Here is a 22112-nt window from a genome sequence, read left to right as displayed (position 1 = left end):
CATATGTCAAAATGGGTAGGGATTGAGATGGTTTAGCGTAAACCAAGCTGCTTCCATTGTAATAGCAATGCCATGGTACGCTCTTCAAATATTTGGCCATCCTCTGGCTGGTCCACCTGATGCTGATGAACGTAAGCGTTAAAATAAGACGACAATAGACGATACGCAAGCCGGCGCGCTTGCCCATCCGGTGATGGATCAAGGAGACATCCGTAACCTGTATGAAACGTAGCGGAATCCGTGTTAAGGATGGCCTCATATTCCCGATCGGCAAACATGGAGCGGTCCCCATCAATCACAGCAGCAATACTCATCTTCCCTGGTTCACCGTGCACAAGCACATTCGCTGCCCATAGATCATTATGGACAAGCACAGGTTGCTTAATTTGATCAAAAAGGGTCTTGTGTTGCTCGAAGACTGCCGTAATCTCTTCCCCGACACCAGGCATATACCCGATTTGGGCCGCCTTTCTGCTTGTTTCTTCGGCTATAGCCATTAACACCTCAGACCAGTGTTTTGATCCGCGAATCGAACCATCCGCCTGCGGCCAACCGAATGATGATCCTTCAATACGATGCATTGCCGCCGTATACGTACCTAATTGGGTATACAACTGTTCCTTATCCACTGCCCCAATAGACGAATGATCCAGCTGCACACTTGGGATGAAAGTCATAAACATATAGGTTCGCGGTACATGCAAACCGCTGTCATCACAAAACAGCACTTCCGGTGCAGGAATGCCTGCCTTACAATAATGCTTATAGATGACTGGTTCTGCCGCCATCATCGTGCGTTCAAATGAAAATAACGGATCACTCTGTGCTGACTCGCCACTGTTTATGTTTGGCAGATGTTGCACATGTTCTGGAGCCAGTCGCAAAATGATATCTGTAATTGGCGTGTGCTCCAGTTGAATGCGATATGTTGTATTAAAAAGACCACCCTGCAGCAAACCAAACTGCTTTACGACAACATGATCCCCGAAATGATTGTGAACCAGTGCATGCAGCACTTTCTCAGATATCGGGCTGTGCAAGCCCGAATGTTGATGCTCATGTTTTTGTTGGTGTTGATGTGCCATAACGTGCCACTGCCCTCTCATTTCTTATTCTGTCCTGTCTAGATAAACAAACAGACGGCGCCTTCAGGCACCGTCCTTCCTTGTCCTATTTTAACATGTTACAGCTCGATTGTAAGCTTGCCCGTACCTGCTGCAGCAGCTACGATGACACCTTGTGCACCAACTTCCCGTGACCCGCCGTCCACCCTGGATACGGAATGCACACCGCGAAGTACGATATTCCACGGCTTGCCTGCACCTTCGGCATGAACTTCAAGCTTCGATCCACTGCGAGTGACTGTCACTTGCAACTCACGCTCAGCACCTTGGTTAACAACTGCTCCTTGCGCTGTCTTTCCGTCAGCAAGTTCAAACAAATGCAGGGATACGTTGTCCGCGAAATCATAATCCGGTTTACTATCAACTGCACCTACTGCGATCAGACTGTTCGGTTTGACCATCATCGGCAGTGTTTTGAAGTCATGTTTTTCACTGATCCAGCGTGCACCCTGGACTTTTTCCCCTGTCAGATAATTGGTCCATGTTCCTTCCGGCAGGTAGTATCGAACATCACCTTCTTTGTTGAAAATCGGTGCAACCAGGATAGAATCTCCGAACATGTACTGTAAGTCGAGTGTCGCACAAGTCGGGTCCTCTGGATATTCCAGCACCATCGCCCGCATCATCGGCAGACCTTGCACAGAGGACTCTACCGCTGAATTGAACAGGTATGGCATCAAACTGAGTTTTAATTTTGTAAAATCACGCACGACATCGACAGCTTCTTCATCGAACAACCAAGGTACACGATATGATTCATTGCCGTGGAGACGGCTGTGGGAAGATAGTAACCCAAACTGTACCCAGCGTTTATATACGTCTGGCTCGGCTGTCGCTTCGAATCCGCTGATGTCATGACTCCAGAAGCCAAACCCGGAGAGACCGAGAGACAATCCGCCACGCAGTGATTCTGCCATGGAGGAATAGTTGGACGAGCAATCGCCGCCCCAGTGTACAGGGAATTGTTGACCACCTACGGTTGCAGAGCGTGCAAACAAGGCCGCTTCGTTTTTACCCAGGTTTTCTTCGAGCACATCGAATACGGCTTTGTTGTACAAGAATGTGTAGTAGTTGTGCATTTTCACCGGATCGGAACCGTCATGGTACACAACATCGGTCGGGATTCTTTCGCCGAAATCCGTCTTAAAGCAGTCCACCCCTTGATCGATCAAGGATTTCAACTTGGCTTTGTACCATGCCGTTGCTTCCGGATTCGTGAAATCCACGAGCGCCATGCCGGCTTGCCATTTATCCCATTGCCACACACTGCCATCCACTGTCTTGACGAGATAACCGTTTTCCATCCCTTCATCGAACAGAATCGATTTCTCAGCAATGTATGGGTTGATCCAGGCGCAGATTTTGAGTCCCTTATCCTTCAAACGTCTCAACATGCCTTCCGGATAAGGGAACATGTCTTTGTCCCATTCAAAGTCACACCACTGATACTCCTTCATCCAGAAGCAGTCGAAGTGAAAAACGGAAAGAGGCAGATCACGTTCAGCCATGCCATCGACAAAATGATTCACCGTTGCTTCGTCATAATCCGTTGTGAACGAAGTCGTCAGCCACAGACCAAATGTCCATGCTGGTGGCAAAGCCGGTTTGCCTGTCAGCTTGGTGTAGTTATCCAAAACTTCTTTCGGATTCGCACCGCCGATAATGAAGTACTCCAGCGTTTCGCCCTGTACACTGAACTGCACTTTGGATACATTCTCAGAAGCGATCTCGTAGGATACCTTCTCGGGATGGTTGACAAATACGCCGTACCCTTTGTTCGACAGATAAAACGGAATGTTCTTATAGGCCTGTTCACTGCTTGTACCGCCATCTTCATTCCAGATATCGACAACCTGACCGTTTTTCACAAACGGGGTAAAGCGTTCACCCAGACCATAGACATATTCGCCCACTCCCAGCTCCAACTGCTCCCGGAAGAACGCTCCTTCTGTCGCTGACTCGATGTACGCAGGGCCTCTCCAGCCGCTGCCTGTCAGACGTTTTTCATTATAGTGGAAGCCAATATCCCAACCTTTTGTTTTGTCCACGGTTACACGAAGATTTCCGCTTTTCAACTCTGCACCGTTCTCATCCTGGACCATTTGCACATCGGTATTTAGCGTGTTCAGTGCAAACTCAGGGCCTGGATTCACTTTGCCCTTATGGTGGTTCAATTGCACCCGAATGACATCAGGCATGGGGGAACTGTAGGTTGCTTTGAGCAGCGTTCCGTTCAGTGTATCGCCTTTGCGCTCAATGCGTTTCGTTGCTGCATATACAGTAAAGGAATCACCCTTTTGTACAATATCTCGAATATCCGCCGGATTTTGAACATGATATCCGTCACGGATCTGCCAGTAGCCATCGGTAAATTTCATCTTGGATTACCTCCTTCGGTTATACTATAATGATATTGATATAAATGAAGGATTTCTTCTTCTATTTTGACCGATTATATCAGTATTTTGATATACTTCACATATTCAGGGCAGATTATTAGTATAAATTGCAAACGATTACATCCTTTCATATACATAAGGAGGTTCCACGATGGAACGTGAACGTTTACGGGAAGATCGAATTCACGGCAACGCCATGTACCCGGTTAGTGTATACCCGGACATTCAGCAATTAAATGGGGATAGCATTCTGGATTGCCACTGGCATGATGAGATGGAGTTCACCATGGTGACGCAAGGCTCTGCCGTGTTTCAGATTGACATGAACCGAGTTGAGGTAAAAGCCGGAGAGGCTGTTTTTATTCATCGGGGTGAGATCCATGCAGGATATTTGAAGGGTGATGAGCCTTGTATCTTTTCCTCCATTGTGTTTCATTCCGATCTGCTGGGCAGCCATACGTTTGATGCGGTGCAGGAGAAGTTTATCGGACCTATTTTGCGAAAAAGTATACAACTCCCCTATCACATCACGCCTGATGAAGCTTGGGGTTCCGAAGTTCTGGCCTACCTGAAGCGCATCCTCGCAGATCACGCGAGCGGCACAGTCACCTGTGAGATATCCACCAAAGCCTATCTCTATCTCATACTTGCTCGCATGTTTGAACAGCGGAAAGTACTGCCGCTCAAAGGCGAAGTTAGCGGTGGGACACCGGATAAGATGGAGCGCCTGAAATCAGTACTCAGTTATATTCACAAACGTTATCCTGAACCGCTCAAATTAAAAGACCTGGCGGGTGAAGCGAATATGAGCGAGGGGCATTTCTGTCGCTTTTTCAAACAGATGGTGCAGAAGACCCCTGTCGACTACATTAATTATTACCGGGTACAGCAGGCCTGCGCGCATCTTGAGAATACGGATCATAAAATTGTTGATATCGCCATGGATGTTGGATTCGAGCATCTGAGTTATTTTATTACCACGTTTAAGAAACACAAGAATACTACGCCATCTCATTATCGCAAAGTGTTCTCCAAAAACGTGACACTTGCGCACGCTGCGTTTACAGAGGCACAGATTTAAAATAGGAATCAATCACATCCATCGTTACATCCATGAGGATTTGATAGAATATGCTTATAAAAGAACAATAAAAGGTGCCTTCAGCAAGTTCGCTGCAAGCACCTTTTATTTACGTTACCCCTACGAATACGAATCTTGCTCTACTTTCTTAACGTCTTCCAGGAAGAGTACTCATGAACCGAAAAACCATTAAAAGAAGCATGTGCACTTGCCATTTTCTCCACCAGCTTCAACTGTTCCTCCATGTAGGCATCCCCCTCTTCGTAGAAGGTAATAAAGTTGCCTTCCTTGCTCTGCTTCGTTTCCACCGCGATGGATATCTTCTTGCCTACTGAAGCGGCATCGATTAGTTCATCCTTGGCGACATTGTAGATTGCAGCCGCTGTATCACGGTAAGCCATAATCGTAATCGAATCAAATTTACGGATCATCCAGCTACTTACCGCCATCGTTGAACCCGGAATTTTGTAATTATCCAGCCAGAACGGCAGATCGGCCGCCACCGGCATCTTCATGCGGGCAGCACGTTCTACGATGTAATTCACATTTCCCTGCCACTGTGTAATAACGCCGGCTTGATTGATCTTCCACTGCGGATGCACATGGGGTTCAATGTCCAGATGAATGCCTGCAAATTTCTCATTAGCCAGTGCCTGTGTCTGATAAGTTTCAATCCAGTCCATAAAGGAGGCTATCTGTTCCCGGCTTTCGGTCAATCCCCAAGCGGAACGTCCATCCATCACGTCAACAGCGATACGTTGAGCCCGCGCAAGCCGGATAAAGTTTTTGTATTCAGGGATTTTCACATCCCGGTTCATCTGCAAATAGATCGTATTAATTTTGTTCTCCGCAGCAAACTTCAATATATCTTGGGCATTATTTCGAATCTGGATCGTATCCCACACCCATGTAGCTCGTACAGGACGATCCAGCTTACCATGAATCGTGGCATAACTGTCCACCGGTTCAATGGAACCTACAGCATCGACTCGGGTAGAACAGGCTGTGCTTAAACACAGCACCAGGCAACTCATCAGCAGAATAAAACGAAGTTCTTTTTTAGTTTTCATATTTGTACACTCCCTTGAAGTTATGGCAGCTCTTACGTATAAATCCGAAGGAACGGATGTCGTTTATTATTCATTTCTTGCACTATTATGGAAGTACGATGAATCTAAACTTCTTCTATACGCAATATCACCTTTAAGACTCACGACGAAAGAATCATATAACTTATTTCGGGTATTCACAGTTCTGAATACATAGTTCAAAAGTCACAAATTTTAATGTTCTATGTAAAATCTATAATCTAAGTCACGACTTCAGTCTATATTCTCTTATAACACTTAGATTCTGTAGACCTATTTAGATGAACTACGTTTTTCACACGGTCACTTCTCTTTTCACAAACAAAAACAACCGCCCGAAGGCGGTTTGCAATTTCACTTTTCAGCTCATCATTCAATTCTGTGATGTTCCAGCTTCATCTGTATTCGGTTCATCAAACAGGGATACCCGCTCAATGCCCTCTGCAGAGATCCGCACCAGTCCAATGTCGGACAATCGCAGTTCTGGAATAACAACCAGTGCCAGCAGGGATAGCGTCATAAAAGCATTGTTTAACGTGCAACCTGCCGTTTGCAGTGCTTCGCTGACTGCTGCCGACTGCTCTGCAACCACTTCGAAGGGTTCTACCGACATCAGTCCGGCGATACGAAGCGGAAACTCGGTCACTCCTGCAGGAGTGACAACAGCTACACCACCCTGCATGCGGATGACACGGTTACCAGCTTCCCCCATAAGTGCATCATCGTTTCCGATGATCAGCAAATTATGACTGTCGTGGGCTACCGTCATTGCAATAGCGGCTGGCGAAGTGAACCCGATCCCGCCGACCAGTGCCACTGCGCGATTACCGGTTTGTTTATGGCGTTCCAGCACGGCGATCTTGCATACTTCACCTGCGACAGGCAGAACCACCTTGCCAGCCTGCACATTCACTTTCACATGCTTTTCCTTCGTTTCCACATGATTCTCGGTCACATGAATAATGCGCGCGCCTATAGTACCCTCTACAATGGGTGCAGCCAGTTCCAGATCCTGCGGCTGGATGTTTGCTTCGAGCTTCACCGTATTGAGCGCTTCCTCAGGATAAGTGAAGGTATCCCAAACGGCTGTCATTTTACCACTTTCAGCTACGACTTGCCCGGCCGCAATCGTCATGCCTACACGCACATCCGCAAGGCGCCCGTCTAACAAAATAATATCGGCAATGTTACCCGGAATCACCGCTCCGATATCACGCGCCACGCCGAATCGCTCTGCCGTATTAATGGTAGCCATCTGGAACGCTGTAACGGGCTTTACACCCTGGGAGATCGCCAGTCGAACGACAAAGTCCATGTGGCCCTCTTTCAGCAAAGATTCAGAGCTGCGATCATCTGTCACCAACATCATTCGCCGGGTATCCAGTCCAAGCTCCGTACATGCTTTGATGGTCTCGGCGACATCATGCCAGGCAGAACCCTGGCGCATCTTCGCATACATGCCAAGCCGCAGACGCTCCACCACATCTTCTTTCGTAACACACTCATGATCCCCTGTGACACCACTCGCCGCATAAGCAGGCAGACGCCAGTCGTCCGAAGCCCACGTAAAATGTCCATCCGCAACTTTGCCTGCACGCAAAGTTGCTTGAATCTCCCCGATCATCGTTTCATCTCCATACACAACTCCCGGGAAGTTCATCACCTCGCCAAGACCAATCATATCCGGTCCCCATGAAAGTGCCTCGGCTACTTCTTCCGGACCAATATAAGCGCCTGTCGTCTCCAGACCCGGATGAGTCGAAGGCACACATGATGCCACTTGCATATAGGCTGCCATCGGTGTAGTACGTGCTTCATCCAGCATGAGCCGCAGTCCCTTAAGCCCAAGCACATTGGAAATTTCATGCGGATCAAAGAAACCACCTGTCGTACCGGATGGCAGGACAGCTCTTGCGAACTCGGATACTTTCATCTGCGTGCTCTCGATATGACAATGACCATCCAACAATCCGGGAGCCATATATTTTCCATTTGCTTCAATGATGCGGGTATGTTCTCCGATTGTATGGCTTACATCCCTGCCAACATACGCAATTCGCGCCCCCTGTACGGCGACTGACATGTCCGGCAGGATTTCCCCCGATATCACGTTCACCAGCGTGCCGCCCCGAATCACCAATGTTGCCTTCATATCTCCCCGGGCTGTAGCGACCAGATCCGGTACACAATCGGCCATCAGCGGCCGCTCAAAAGCTGTTTTATTCAATTTGTCCGCCTCCTTCATGAAATCACCTGTCCCGTTGTCAAAAAAATAGATTGTTACGATTATATGAGCCTGAGCTTCATGTGTAAAGAAAAATTACATTGATTGTATATGTATACAAGGAGATTCACTTTATTTATCCATATGAACGAAGATATGTCTGTCTATGTCACCATCTTAGGCCATGCTTCTCGTGTTAGCATACTCAAAAAAGGCCAACCAGATGCTCTGGCTGACCTGATCTTGAGATTTACTTCGCATGTAGCGGCGGATACTACTCCACGCGTGTCGCAGGTATATCATTCATTTCGTACCACTCTTCAGACTGTGAGGTGATAAATGGACTCGGTTTCCCTAACGAGTACACATGCAGTAGATGCATCGCCCGGGTACAGGCAGTATAAAACAGTTTACGTTCCTGTTCACGAGAATAAGCACTAGCGGAGCCATTATAGATTAACACCGCGTCAAACTCCACACCTTTCGCCAGATAAGCCGGAATGACATGAACCCCCTGCTCAAAAGCCAGCGTCGTTTTTTTGATCAGCTTGGGAGCCTTGTTCAGCTTTTGACTTAGTATTTCATGAACTTCCTTGGCTTCCTCAGCCGTCTTACAGATCACCGCTACAGATTCGTACCCCTCCTGCATCAGATGACTCAGATCCGCACTGATTTGTTCAATATGTTGTTTCACGTCCGAGGTCACGATGACTTTGGGCTTCTCACCGTTGCGGTTGAACGGGATGATCTCTTCCCCGCCCGGAACCATGCCACGCGTAAACTCAACAATCTCCATCGTAGAGCGATAACTGCGTGTCAGCACAATAACTTCTGTATTCTCTGGCCCGTATAGATCACTTAATGGCCCGGTACCGCTAAGTACAGACGAATGTGCATAAATAGCCTGATTGAAGTCACCAAGAGCCGTCATCTTCGCATGAGGAAAAAGTCTTTTCATAAAGGCCAGCTGAAATGCAGAATAATCCTGTGCTTCATCAATAATGACATGGCGAATGTTCGAGTTAATATGGAAACCCAGCAACAGTTCGCGCAAATACAAATACGGCGTGATGTCCTCATAGGCCAGTTCCTGCACCTTTAATCTACGCAGCGTCATCGTCGAGATTTCTTCCCAGTGAGGCGGCAGGGACTCTCTATCCAGTAAATGAACCATCTGTGTCTGATCCTGGAACAGGTTCGCATACAACTGACGAATGTCGACAAAACGCAGGGATTTAATCCATTTGCGTAAAGGCTTAAGCCGATCACTAACCACCATTCTGGCTAAAATCTCTCTTTCCTGCTGAAAATCATCAAATGTATGTGATTTGCCTTTTTGTTTCCGTTTTAACCGTCGGTAAGCGCGTTGCAAATCTTCCGGCTCCATCAAATCGAGCTGCTGATCCACCCAAGGCGCATCCAGTTCGCTTTTACCAAATGCCGACAGTTCCTTAAGCAACCAGTCCCGCAGCAACTCCAGCCTGCTCACCAGCTTGACAGAAGAGCCGAAGCTGTAGAACTTCTCAGCCATCGCTTCCGCATCCACAATTGCCTTGCCTTGAAAGCGTACAGGCTTGAATCTCATTCCGCCTGAAAGCATGCTTTCCTTGTAGCGGGTGATCACATTCAGGAATGATGCAGAAGACTTGAAACGTATACCGGACATTCGTGCATCATAACCAGGCTCCTCGGTTTCCGTAAGCACATATTCGAGCTGGATAAATGGATCCTCAAGCTGATATTCGCGGCCTAAACGGCGTTCCAGATATTCTTGAAACGTCGTCTGCAACATGTTCTCCTCGCCAAGTTCTGGCAATACCGTAGATACGTAGCTGTTAAACATCGGGTTCGGTGAAAAAAGAACCATCTGATCCGCTTGCAGATGCTCACGGTATTTATAGAGAAGATAAGCGACTCGCTGGAGCGCGGCAGAGGTTTTGCCGCTACCCGCTGCGCCCTGTACAATCAACATGCGCGTCCTGTCATTACGAATGATCCGGTTTTGTTCCTTCTGGATCGTTGCGACAATACTCTTCATCTGTGCATCAGACGTTCGGCTGAGCACAGCCTGAAGCAGCTGATCTCCAATCGTTACCCCTGTATCAAACATAAAGCGGATACGTCCGTCTCGAATAACGAATTGCCGCTTCATCTCAATCTCTCCGCTAATCTCGCCACTTGGCGTACGATATGAGATCGGCCCCGGTGCGCCATCGTAATACAGATTAGAAATGGGTGCACGCCAGTCATAGATCAGGAAGGATTCTTCCTTCTCATCCAGAAGGGATGCAATGCCCAAATAGATGCGTTCCGCATCCGGGTATCCGTCCTCCTTAAAATCGATCCGTCCGAAGTAAGGTGAATGATGTAGACGTTTCATTTTATCCAGTGCGGCTGCTGTATTCAGATGACTTCGTTCGCGGTCTGACAAGACCTGTGATTGTTGCCTCATGCTTGTTGACGTCTCCCCGACATCATCGGCTTCACTGAAGTTCATCGTCACTTCATCCCAGAAGTCTTTTCGCATCCCAACGACTTCGTCCCGGAAAGAGCCCACCTCCTCTTCCAATGTAGCGATTTTGCGCTCAATCTGATCGGTAACGGTGTTCACCCGTCTCTGTTCTTTATCCCACTGTTGCTCTGTACTCATAAGTTGTGCGCCTCTCTTTCCCCGGATTGTGTCTTCGAATATCCATTTGACAAGCCCGAAAAGGCAATGGTATAATTATTAGAAAGTAAACATTTTAATTTTATGTTAATTAATTCTAATTCCTGAAAACCATTTTATATTTTACCAGTGACAGCGTCCCGATGCAAGCGGAGACGTTATTTGTTGTTTTAACGCTACTTCTTTAAATCCTCAATGGTTTCCGTCCAGCGAGCCAAAGCTCCGATCTGATCTTTTAATTGAAACGTGATGCCAGACGTAATTTCCGCATAAGGTGCTTGATCTATACGAAGTTGAAGGATAGCACACTCATATCGATCTCGCGGGTGGACAGCTTCCGCTAGTTCAGGCAACAGACGAACTTCAAGTCTTACATGCAATAAACGTTGTCCTTGCACTGCAATTAACGTAGCCTTACCTGTTTCCATCATATTCATACTCGTCTGCGTACCTTGCCAGAGTGCCAAACGAAGACAGCTCGGGCTTACAGCAATGACTTCCCCCATGCTGATCATAGCCAGATGTGGCCACTGTGCGTCAGTTACGGTCAGCAATTGCAATGCCTCGTGCTGCTTGCTCTCCAGGTTGCTTCCGTTAAACCATTCCATAAGTTCTAGGTCCAGTTGCTTTAACTCCATCTCTTCTACCCCTTAGTTCGTTCATCATCGTTGTCATTTTTCTCATTTTATAGGTTGATTTCACCGATAGACCAAACAACCCGGACTTTACTGTCCGGGTTTGGTTGTTTCTTTATTGTATCTGATTTTTGCAACTAAGGCCATTTCAGCCAGTTCAGCATACTGTCATGTGACTCTTTGTCTTCAGTTGAAGTGTGCACATGGTCCGCGAGCCGATTCAGCCGTTCCAGCTGATATCCATAATCGTAAATAGCCGCGGCCACAATCGATAACCTTAACATGCCGCCCTTATCAACATCGAACTGGGCAATGACCTGTTCCATAAAATGATCATTTTCCGTTACAAACTGGGCAGCCTCTTCACCGTTCGGTTTTAATTTGTCTTCGAATTTGAGCAAGGCATGTTCATGGAATTTAATGACCCGTTCGAGATGGGTATCAAAAAACAGATCCATTTCCGGTGTTCGCTGTGCCTGAAAGTAATGACGTTCTACCGAATCCAGTACATCGTATCCCTTTTGCAAACTGAGCAGCATTTGCTTGTATACGACCATCTGACGGGTTTCGCTGAATTTGGCACGCTTCATCTTCTTCTGCTCTTCTTCGAACAGATGATATTTGTCAGATAAAGATTTGATCGACCCGCCAAGATTGCTTTTCTCTTCCCGGAAAATTACCTCTTTAATCTCATCCGAGATCGACGTTCGAAGCAGCAATGACATCCCGTTAAACACGCTTTGGATCTGCTTCACAAACTGTACCTTCGGTTTAGGAGGAAACACCGAGATATTAATCAGGAAGGCCGATATAATGCCCACAAGCGTTAACAAGAAGCGATTCAGTGCAAAATGCCAATCTCCAGAGGCCTCCATAATGGATACCACCGTAACCAGTGTCAGCCCTACCGTTTCACCCATATTTAATTTAAGACAAATCATAATAACCAGCACAATAATTAACCCTACGGCGATGGGTTCATTGGACAGCACCATGCCCCCTAGCAAAGCTACAATCGCACCCAGCGTTGTTGTCTGCAACTGATCGAGGAAATACTTCCACGAACGATAGATGGAAGGCTGCATGGCAAATATCGCTGCGATGGCGGCAGGCACAGGAGATTGCGGGTTCAGAAACAAACTGCTCAGAAATAAAGCCAGCGTGACCGCTATACCTGTCTTAAGTACACGTGCCCCAAATGACATGGCATCCCCCTCCTACTACCCGACATATTCGTTTACATTTGATGATAATCATGTTCATTATTACCCCATATTTCTATTTTGGCCCGAATTAAGTTCAGGAGAACGATTTATTGTACCATGAGCGCTCGCGCCTTTGCCATTCCCAGTTTCAAAATGCATAACAGAACACAATAAAAAACTTCATCCTTTCAGCACCTTCTGAGCATAACTTAACCCAAAACAGGCAAAAGGATGAAGCTGATTTAACAAAGTTGAAAACAAAATTTTTCTTAGAGTCTGGCCTTATTCACTTAGCGCGTGATCCCAAAATCGATTCTAACGATCCGAACCTGCCCATTCCTGCTTGAACTGCTCCACAAACTGCACCATATAATCATGACGCTGCTGGGCCAGTTCCTTGCCATAGGACGTGTTCATCAGATCCTTAAGCTTGAATAACTTTTCGTAAAAATGATTGATCGTTGTGCTGCGCCCATTCCGATATTCCTCCCGAGTCATCTGTTCCCTCGGCGGTAAGGAAGGGTCGTACATTTCACGGCCGCGGGCTCCCGAGAATGCAAATGTACGGGCAATGCCGATTGCTCCAAGTGCATCAAGCCGGTCTGCATCCTGCACGACCTGGGCTTCCAGCGAGCGAGCCGCATCTCTTTGACCACCCGCATACGATATCGTGCTGATGATGTTCACTACCGACTCACGAGTGGCCGACTCCAGGGGCTGGGTATCCAGCCAAGCATGCAGCTTCGCCATACCGGCCTCCAAACTGTCATTCAGCTTCTCATCCGGTACGTCATGCAGCAGCGCAGCCAGCTCACATACGAATGGGTCCGCTCCCATGTGCTGAGCGAGTGTGACTGCCAGGGCAGTGACACGCTCAATATGTGACCAGTCATGCCCGTCGGAATGTCTGGATGCTTCTTCCTTCACAAAAGCACGAGCCGCATGAAGAATGGTTTCATTAGTAGACGAATCTAATGTCATCAGGATTCTCCGCCTTCACGGGCTTGTTCACGCGGTACACGTCTTGCCACACCTGTCTTGATTGCCGCTTCAATAACACGGCTGCGCATCGATTTGACAATCTTATCATTAAATACACTTGGGATAATGTAATAACGTGTACGCTCTTCATCCGAGATGGACGAGGCAATCGCCTGAGCAGCAGCTAGTTTCATCTCTTCATTAATTTCCGTTGCCCGGCAATCCAGTACAGCTCTGAACATACCTGGGAAACAAAGCACGTTATTAATCTGGTTCGGATAATCCGAACGTCCTGTCGCCATTACGGCAACGATATCTTCGACCAGTGCGGGCATAATCTCAGGTACGGGATTAGCCATCGCAAATACGATTGGATGGTCCGCCATCGTCTGCACATCCTCCCGAGTCAACAAATTACCTCGCGATAAACCAATGAATACATCGGCATCCCGAATAACTTCTCGCAAGGAACCCGTCTCCAGATCGGGATTGGTTCGTGCGGCATATTCCGTCCAGACATCACTATCATACGAATTCGTGCGTACGATTGCTCCGTCGCGATCTACACCGATCAACCGCTTCGCACCTGCAGATAAAAGTATATTACTGCAGGCTACACCCGCTGCTCCGATGCCGCACACGACAATTTTCACCTCATCGATAGACTTGCCAACCAGTTTGAGCGCATTGATCAGACCTGCATACAGTACAACGGCTGTACCATGCTGGTCATCATGAAATACCGGAATATCGAGTTCTTCATTTAATCGGCGTTCGATCTCAAAACAGCGCGGTGAAGAGATATCCTCCAGATTAATGCCGCCAAACGCAGGTGATATCGCTTTCACTGTGCGAATGATCTCTTCCGTATCCTGTGTATCCAGGCAGATCGGGAACGCATCTACACCCGCAAACTGTTTGAACAGCATCGCTTTACCTTCCATGACCGGCATAGCCGCACGCGGACCAATATTGCCGAGTCCCAGCACTGCACTACCATCAGAAACGACTGCCACGGTATTCCGTTTAATCGTTAATGAAAAGGCTTTGCCCGGCTCCTCCGATATGGCGGAACACACTCTGGCTACGTCCGGTGTGTACACACGGGAAAGGTCTTCCCGGTTATGAATCGGCGTCTTCGGCGTGACTTCAATTTTGCCGCCCAGATGCAGCAGAAAAGTACGATCCGATACGTTAATGATAGACACGCCTTTAAGCTGGCGTACCGCTTCTATAATTTTGCTGTTATCCTGCGAATCGGTGACCGCGACAGTCAAGTCACGCACACTGACATCCTGATTGGTCGAAATGACGTCAATGGCAATGATGTCTCCCCCAGCTTCCGAGATGGCCGAAGCCACTTCGCCAAACTTGATATCTTTCGTTGTCATTTCCAGCCGAATAATAATGCTGTTGCCGTCCAGATTTCTCTGATTCATTTCAATTCCTCCCAGACAATGAAAGTCTTAAGTTGACAAGTTACGTGTTTGTCTTCGCTACGTGGACACGATTATCCTTTATATTGTCCAAAAAAAGCCCATAAGCCCCATATAAGACAAAATAAAAAAGATTGCCTTGGTGCCTGTTCCAAGGCCCTAGACAATCCATTTTAATATTTCTTCTATCTGCAAGATTCGTTCGTTCTCTATTCTGACCTACTTGCGATTTGCTGTTCTGCGCAGTACACGAATATCATACGGTTGCAAGTTCAAGCTCGCTTCAACCGATTCGCCGCTAAGCACATCGGTGTAAGCATGACGATCCAGTTGAATCTGTTTCTCGTTCTCCGTATAGTTCTGAACGAATACATAATCGGAATCACCGTCTGTACGTACATGTGCTGTCGTTCCTGCAGCCAAGTCCGACTTAAGTCCACGCTCCAGATCCAGTTCTGCAATCAGTTTGCCGTAGAAGTCATCATAGAACGGTGCTTTCATCCGTGCAGCCATATAATACGCTTTACCGGAACCAAACTCGTTCACAGTCAACGCTGGACGTCCTGCATAGAAATCAGAACGATACACGGCAAGAGATTTTGCACCTTCAAGATGAATCAGATCACAAAGTTCAATTGCATCATACTCCATAGCAAGTCCAAGTTCGTTACCCTGCGCTGGAATAATTCCGTTCAATTCGCGGTCATGCAACCCGTCGATCTCCTCAGACCAGATGCCGAGCGTTTTACGCAGAGGGCCGGGGAATCCACCCAGGAAACACAGATCGTTCTCATTCACAATGCCGGACCAGTAGGTAGCAACAAAAGTGCCGCCCTGCTCCACGAATTGTTCAATACGCTCTCCCACACCTTCACGAACGAGGTACAGCATGGGTGCCACAAGCACTCTGTACTTAGAGAGATCGGCTTCCATGTCGATGACGTCTACAGCTACCCCTTTTTTCCAGAACGCTTCATAGTGAGCTTCCACAGTCTGCTCGTATTTCACCCCGATATTACGTGGACCTTGAGAGTCGTTCACGGCCCAGCGGTTCTCCCAATCGAAAATAATCGCAACTTCAGCCGGAACCGTAGTCCCCACAATATCCTCCATGCTTTGCAGTGCAGTGCCTACATCGGTCACATCCTGAAACACACGGGTGTGCTCAGTTCCCACATGGTCTACTACCGCACCGTGCAGCTTCTCGCTTGAACCGCGGCTTTTTCTCCATTGAAAATACTGAACACTATCTGATCCATGAGCTACCGCCTGCAAAGAAGACAACAGGTGCATGCCAGGACGTTTCAATTTACTGACATCCTGCCAGTTTGTAGAGCTTGGTGTGCTCTCCATCAGCAGGAATGGCTGTCCACCTTTGATCGAACGTACAATATCATGCATCATCGCAATCCGGGACGCCTGTTTCGCATCGTCCTCTGCATCATGCCATGTCGGATAGCTATCCCAAGAGAGGAAATCAAGAATATCCGCGAACTTCCAATAGTTCAAGCCTCCATAAAACTCCATCAAATTCGTCGTTACCGGCAAATTCGGATTTTTGCCCTTGAGTGGTTTGGTCTCATGTACGATAAAATCAGCGGTCTGGTCCGTCACGAAACGGCGCCAGTCCAGATTCATGGCATGAACCTGGGTTTCACCATGCGGTGCCGGAGACTCCACTTGACTCCAATCCGTCACCGTATGACTCCAGAACGTTGTCCACCATGAGTGATTGAGCTCATCCAATGTTTTGTACTTGTTTTGAACCCAGTTTCGGAAGGCTTCCTGGCAGTAATCACAGTGACAGTCCCCACCAAACTCATTGGAGATATGCCATCCAATGACAGCCGGGTGATCCGAGTAACGTTCTGCCAGCTTGCTGTTTATCGCGGTTACTTTTTCCCGGTAAACCGGAGAGGTGTAACAATGGTTATGGCGGAAGCCATGCAGGTTACGAACCCGCTTCTCGGAGACCCGCAGCACTTCAGGATACTTTGCCGACATCCAGGCAGGTCTGGCGCCGCTTGGCGTTGCCAGGAAGGCATAAATTCCGTTCGCCGCGAAGCGATCCAGCACCTGATCCAGCCATTCAAACGTATAGACACCTTCCTCCGGCTCAAGCGATACCCAAGAGAAAATACCGATGGACATCACATTACACTTCGCCAGTTTCATCAAACGAATGTCTTCTTCAAGAACCTCTGGATAACGAAGCCATTGCTCCGGATTATAGTCAGCACCATGTAACATGTGTGGGGCTTTGGAACTTACAGGTGGAAATTTATATGTCATTATGAAAACTCCCTTGCTGTTGAATTACGAATATTTTGCTTAGGCATACCTTCTTAAACGAGGGTTGTGGCATTCCGTTCTTGCGCTGCCGTTAACGCCTTAAATGATTCGAGCTTGCGTCCTTTAAAATCAAACATCGTCAGATTCCCCCAGTTATTGGGGTGTCCTACAGACCATTCTTCTTTACTCGGAATCCACGCAGGCTCCCAATAATAAAATCCATGTCCCAGACCACCAGGAACTTCACGGATAATCTGTAACATATCCTGCAAGTATTGGGTCTGACCTTCTACCGTTGCAGGATAACCCGGCAGCAGCATGTCCTCCTGATTCATGATCCACTGGGTGTCCTCTGGCTGTTCCAGCGTCCACGGATATGCCGTTTCAACTACGTTAATCGGTTTTCCATAGCGCTTGGCCAGATCATTCAGGTTATCACGCAAGGCATCCAGTGTCCCATGCCACCAAGGGTAATAAGATAGACCGATGACGTCAAATTCTACCCCTAACGCCTCAAAACGATCATAGAATTTACGGCTTTCGGCGTTGTCACCACCACGGTCAATATGAATCATGATCTGAATCGAAGGATCCACTGATTTTACCGCTGCAATACCATACTTCACAAGCCCGGCAAAACGTTGCCACTGCTCGTCGGTATCATGCTCTTCACCGCTGACACGCCCATCGTCCCACAACATGCCTGGTGTAATCTCATTACCAACTTGAACCATATCCGGCAAAGCGTCGTGTTCTTTCAAAGTGCGGAGCACATCCGCTGTATACGTGCACACAGCTAGTTTGAGTTGCTCGTAGGGCAAGTGCTCCCAAGCTTTCGGTTTCCACTGATTGGCTGGATCAGCCCAGCGGTCCGAATAATGAAAATCAAGCAGGAACTGTAATCCCTGTGCCTTGATGCGTTTGGCTACTTCTACGGTGCGCTCCAGATTACAGAATCCACCGACAGGATCATTCCAGATGCGAAGCCGTATCGCATTCGTATCATTCATCTTGAGAATGGTCAGCAAATCTTCCTCCTTGCCGTGCTCATCCTGATATGTCCCCCCATGCTGTTCAATCTCGTCCATAAATGATACATCCATGCCAAGAGTGAATGGTTGATTGGTTGATTGATTCAAAATATCAGCCTCCAGTGATTAGGGATTGGGGCTCAGCCTTTTACTGAGCCCAGTGTCATACCTTTTACAAAGAAACGTTGAAGGAACGGATACACAATAAGGATCGGCGCACTTCCGATAAAAATTTGAGCTGCACGCACCGTCGTTTGAGAAATTGTTGCCATTTCCTGCGGATTCATCGCCATCGTACTCATATCACGTTTGACAATAACCGTCTGCATGAACGTTGCTAGCGGATAATCTTTAGCGTTGTTCATGTACAACAGACCGTCAAACCAGGAGTTCCAGTGGAACACCATGCTGAACAGTGCAATCGTTGCAATGGAAGGCATGGAGATCGGCAGGAAGATGCTGAACAACGTTCTGAAATGGTTGGCTCCGTCAATCAGCGCCGCCTCTTCCAGTTCTTTGGGAATACCGCGGAAGAAGTTCAGCATCAGGATGACCAGGAAGGTGTTAACCGCCCCCGGGAGCACCAGCACCCAAAAAGAGTTCATCAAACCGATGTTATGAATAACCATGTAGAACGGCACCAGACCGCCATTGAAAATCATGCTGAATACGAAAACCCAGGAATAGATGGTTCTGCCTTTAAACTCACTATTCTCCTTGGACAGCGGGTATGCTGCCAGGAAGGTAATCAGGAGCGTTATGCCTGTACCAATGACGGTACGTAGCAGTGATATCCAGAGCGAGTTTAAAAAGACTGGATTATTCATCGTTTTTTTATAAGCTTCGAGGGAGAACCCTACCGGCCAGAGACTGACCAGATTTGCATCTGCTGCAGCCTTGTTACTGAATGATACGGCTAATACGTGAACCATAGGTATAATACACATAATGGCAATCAGAATAAGAAAACTGATATTAATAACGTTAAAGACGCGATATGATCGTGATTTATGGTACATCGTAGTCCCTTCCTTCTATGTTGGTTCGATTAGAATATGCGATATCCGGCGTATTTCTTGGCCAGGCTATAGGATACGAGGATCAGGATCATACTGATCACGGATTTGAACAATCCAATCGCGGTTGCAAAGCCCATCTCTCCATTTTCCAGTGCCGAGCGATATACGAATGTATCAATGATGTCTCCCGATTTATATACGAGCGGATTGTACAGGTTATAAACTTGGTCGAAACCAGCATTGAGCACGTTTCCTAGAGCAAGCGTTCCCACGACCATCAGCATCGGTACGAGCGACGGAATCGTAATGTGGAGCGTTTGCTTCCAGCGAGTTGCGCCATCAATTTCTGCCGCTTCATACAGTGCCGGGTTAATGCCGGCCAGGGCAGCCAGGAAAACAATCATGTTATAACCGAATTCCTTCCACACATCCGACACAATGATCGTTGGTCGGAACAAGCTGTTATCCCCCAGAAAGAAATAGGGTCCGAGTCCAAATGTACCGAGTACCCGGTTCACCAGTCCTCCCGTGGACAACAAATCAAGCAGAATCCCGCCCAGGATAACCCAGGACAAGAAGTGAGGCAGATATACCAACGTTTGGATCGTACGCTGAATGGCCATCTTGCGAACCTCATTGAGCAGAATGGCGAATACAAACGGAACAAACAGGTTAAATATCAATTTGAGTACAGCGATAATGAGCGTATTCCAGATGACCTGCAAGCTGTCCTCACGTTCGAATAAATATCTAAAGTTGTCAAGCCCGACCCATTCCGAGCCGCTGATCCCCAGCCATGGTTTGTAGTCCTGAAAAGACATAACGATTCCGCCCATAGGCACATAACTGAAAATAATCAGAAAGATGATAGCTGGCAGCAGCATTACGTGGAATGGCCAAGTTCGTTTTAAAGTTCTCATGATTGCTCCCCCTGTAATTCTTCCTACTCAAGTACTCCTGAGTGGCTCTATAGGCAAATTATATCAACCTTCCAGCACCCCCAAACAGCGCATAAAAGCAATATAAATGGCACAAAAGCAACTACTTTGGACATGTACTGATTAGAGGAACTCTCGGAGTGGTTAAGCCACTGTTTTACAGGCTTCTTCAAGCATCAGGTTACGTTAAAAAAATGAAAAAACGCACAGACCTGTATCGTCTGTGCGTCCATGTTGGCTTTACTTTTTCTTAGCGTATAGCCGATTATTTTTTCACGCCGTCATACCACGCGTTAACTTCTTGCGTGATCTGATCGCCGCCACCGGATTTCCAAGTTTGAACAAAGGTATCAAACGAATCTACCGGACTTTTGCCATAGATAATTTCATTAAACGTTTGGTTCTCGATTTTGTTGAGGTAATCGAGTTTGGATTTCATTGTTTTTGTTGTAGGGCCTGTGAACATGTTTTTGAACGAAATATCTTTCTGTTCAAGCAACACTTTTGCTGCATTAGGTGTCTCTTTACCATAGTTCGCGGCTACATCTTTTTCCAATTTGGTTTCCGGCTCTTTGCCACTCGCCAAATTCATCAAAGCTTTCATCTGTGCATCCGGAATACGGGCACCATCACGCACGAGCAAATAACGTACGACGTTGACATGTCCACCATCGATGTCTTCATAGCGTTTTTGTTTTCCGTTTGCATCTAATTGATAGTCATAACCTGCGAACAGGCCGTTATCATATTCACTTCCTGGTTTCGGATCTGCATAATTATCAAACAGATAGTTTTGATACGTAAAGAATGCTTCCGGGTGAGCCATATCTTTTTTGATCAATGTTACACCATTAACAAATGCTGTACCATGGCGCATCGCTTTGCCATCAGGACCACTTGGGATCTCAATAGGTTTCCAAACTGCTCCCGGGACATTTTTCACCGTATCATTCAGTGGCCATCCACTCATCCAGTATGGACCCGGAATAATACCGGCTGTACCTGCAACTGCCGGTTCTGCCGTTTTATTTTCATCCCACAGCGCTGCTTCCTGAGGAATATAACCTTTTGTCAGCCATTCATTCAGCTTCGTTAATCCTTGTTTCATGCCTGGGTTAATCGAACCGTACTCCAGCTTGCCATCTGCACCTACATTCCATTGGGAAGGCAGTGCACCATAAGCGCCGAAGATCCAGGATGGATCGCCCATCCATGTGTTCATGGACTTCTTGAAACCGATGCTGAGTGGCGTTACCTTGTCTGGAGCCAATCCATCCGGATTTTTGTTTTTGAACGCTTCCATTACGGCTTCCAGCTCGTCAATGGTTTTTGGCGCTTTCAAGTTCAGCTTGTCCAGCCAGTCTTGACGAATCCAGAGCAAGTAATCATTGTTGTACGCGTAGTCCAGTACAGGAATACCCATTCTTTTTCCATCACGGCTGTATTGATTCCATACGTTCGGATCTTGTTCCATCGCTTTTTTCCATGTTTCCGAAGCATATTTGTCAAACAACGGTCCAACTTCCTGATACATGCCCGAATCAATCAAATCTTGAGCTACGAGATTGTCAGGTTGTCCAACGGTTACAATGTCAGGCATTTCCTGACCAGAGGACATCGCCAAACGAAGTTTGGTTGCGAATGCACTGTTTGTATCGGTTACAGACCAAAGGGATTTAATATCAATACCGAATTTGTCCTTCGCCCATTTGGTAGCGACGTTATTTTCCATAGATTCGCCATTTTTGAATTTTAGCTCCGGGTCGATCCCCCATGCGGTTGTGATCGTTACTGCCGGGTCATACTTTTCCTTGTATTCATTTTGAGCTCCCGTGGAGCTTGGTGTTGCACTCTCTTTGCTTTCATTGCCACCCGAACATCCTGCAAGCACGACGGTCAGACACAGCGTTGTAGCGAGAAGCGACAAGAATCTCTTTTTCGTTGATTGCGCTCTCATGTTGTTCCCCCTTAAATCGTTTTGGTTACCCTTT

General features: G+C 47.3%; 15 protein-coding genes. 1 reads left to right on the top strand and 14 read right to left on the bottom strand.

Going from position 1 to position 22112, the window contains the following annotated elements; all coding sequences use genetic code 11:
• Positions 1-32 precede the first annotated feature (32 nt).
• Both ACUTVW_RS05310 and yicI read right to left on the bottom strand, forming a co-directional pair.
• A complete protein-coding gene (locus tag ACUTVW_RS05310) occupies positions 33-1085 on the bottom strand; it encodes a phosphotransferase (RefSeq protein ID WP_445644798.1) in 1053 nt (350 codons plus the stop codon).
• A 98-nt stretch (positions 1086-1183) separates the two neighbouring features.
• Positions 1184-3502, bottom strand: coding sequence for an alpha-xylosidase (yicI, locus tag ACUTVW_RS05305; protein ID WP_445644797.1), 2319 nt, complete (start codon positions 3500-3502; stop codon positions 1184-1186).
• 172 nt (positions 3503-3674) lie between these two features.
• On the opposite strand from yicI, the gene ACUTVW_RS05300 reads away from it, so the two are divergent.
• The gene (locus ACUTVW_RS05300; protein ID WP_445644796.1) at positions 3675-4604 is read left to right on the top strand and encodes an AraC family transcriptional regulator; all 930 of its coding nucleotides are present in this window, start codon (positions 3675-3677) and stop codon (positions 4602-4604) included.
• A 140-nt stretch (positions 4605-4744) separates the two neighbouring features.
• Here ACUTVW_RS05300 and ACUTVW_RS05295 read toward each other — a convergent pair whose 3' ends face one another.
• The 12 genes from ACUTVW_RS05295 to ACUTVW_RS05240 all read right to left on the bottom strand — a co-directional run bounded on the left by ACUTVW_RS05295 (position 4745) and on the right by ACUTVW_RS05240 (position 22078).
• Positions 4745-5674: a hypothetical protein gene (locus ACUTVW_RS05295; RefSeq protein WP_445644795.1), complete on the bottom strand. Its 930-nt coding sequence runs from the start codon at positions 5672-5674 to the stop codon at positions 4745-4747.
• Positions 5675-6065: 391 nt separating this feature from the next.
• A complete protein-coding gene (locus ACUTVW_RS05290; RefSeq protein WP_445644986.1) occupies positions 6066-7889 on the bottom strand; it encodes an adenine deaminase in 1824 nt (607 codons plus the stop codon).
• A 301-nt stretch (positions 7890-8190) separates the two neighbouring features.
• Positions 8191-10566, bottom strand: coding sequence for an RNA polymerase recycling motor HelD (helD, locus tag ACUTVW_RS05285; RefSeq protein ID WP_445644794.1), 2376 nt, complete (start codon positions 10564-10566; stop codon positions 8191-8193).
• 194 nt (positions 10567-10760) lie between these two features.
• Entirely contained in the window at positions 10761-11222 is a 462-nt protein-coding gene (locus ACUTVW_RS05280) for a pyridoxamine 5'-phosphate oxidase family protein (protein ID WP_445644793.1), read from the bottom strand.
• Positions 11223-11356: 134 nt separating this feature from the next.
• Positions 11357-12424: an FUSC family protein gene (locus tag ACUTVW_RS05275; protein ID WP_445644792.1), complete on the bottom strand. Its 1068-nt coding sequence runs from the start codon at positions 12422-12424 to the stop codon at positions 11357-11359.
• Between the two features lie 315 nt (positions 12425-12739).
• Positions 12740-13405 carry an HD domain-containing protein gene (locus ACUTVW_RS05270; protein WP_445644791.1) on the bottom strand — a complete coding sequence of 222 codons (666 nt, stop codon included), beginning with the start codon at positions 13403-13405 and terminating at the stop codon, positions 12740-12742.
• On the bottom strand, positions 13405-14844 hold the full coding sequence (locus ACUTVW_RS05265; protein ID WP_445644790.1) for an NAD-dependent malic enzyme: 1440 nt from the start codon (positions 14842-14844) through the stop codon (positions 13405-13407). Before ACUTVW_RS05265 ends, ACUTVW_RS05270 begins: the two co-directional genes overlap by 1 nt.
• Positions 14845-15060: 216 nt before the next feature.
• Positions 15061-17133, bottom strand: a complete 2073-nt coding sequence (locus ACUTVW_RS05260) for a beta-galactosidase (protein WP_445644789.1) — start codon at positions 17131-17133, stop codon at positions 15061-15063.
• A 53-nt stretch (positions 17134-17186) separates the two neighbouring features.
• A complete protein-coding gene (locus ACUTVW_RS05255; RefSeq protein ID WP_445644788.1) occupies positions 17187-18272 on the bottom strand; it encodes a glycoside hydrolase family 53 protein in 1086 nt (361 codons plus the stop codon).
• A gap of 32 nt (positions 18273-18304) precedes the next feature.
• Entirely contained in the window at positions 18305-19183 is an 879-nt protein-coding gene (locus tag ACUTVW_RS05250; protein ID WP_445644787.1) for a carbohydrate ABC transporter permease, read from the bottom strand.
• A gap of 29 nt (positions 19184-19212) precedes the next feature.
• Positions 19213-20103, bottom strand: a complete 891-nt coding sequence (locus ACUTVW_RS05245; RefSeq protein WP_445644786.1) for an ABC transporter permease — start codon at positions 20101-20103, stop codon at positions 19213-19215.
• A 283-nt stretch (positions 20104-20386) separates the two neighbouring features.
• Positions 20387-22078: an extracellular solute-binding protein gene (locus ACUTVW_RS05240; RefSeq protein ID WP_445644785.1), complete on the bottom strand. Its 1692-nt coding sequence runs from the start codon at positions 22076-22078 to the stop codon at positions 20387-20389.
• Between the last annotated feature and the right edge of the window lie 34 nt (positions 22079-22112).

The sequence above is a fragment of the Paenibacillus sp. TSA_86.1 genome (genome assembly GCF_052691815.1).
This window is presented reverse-complemented; position numbering and strand designations above follow the sequence as displayed.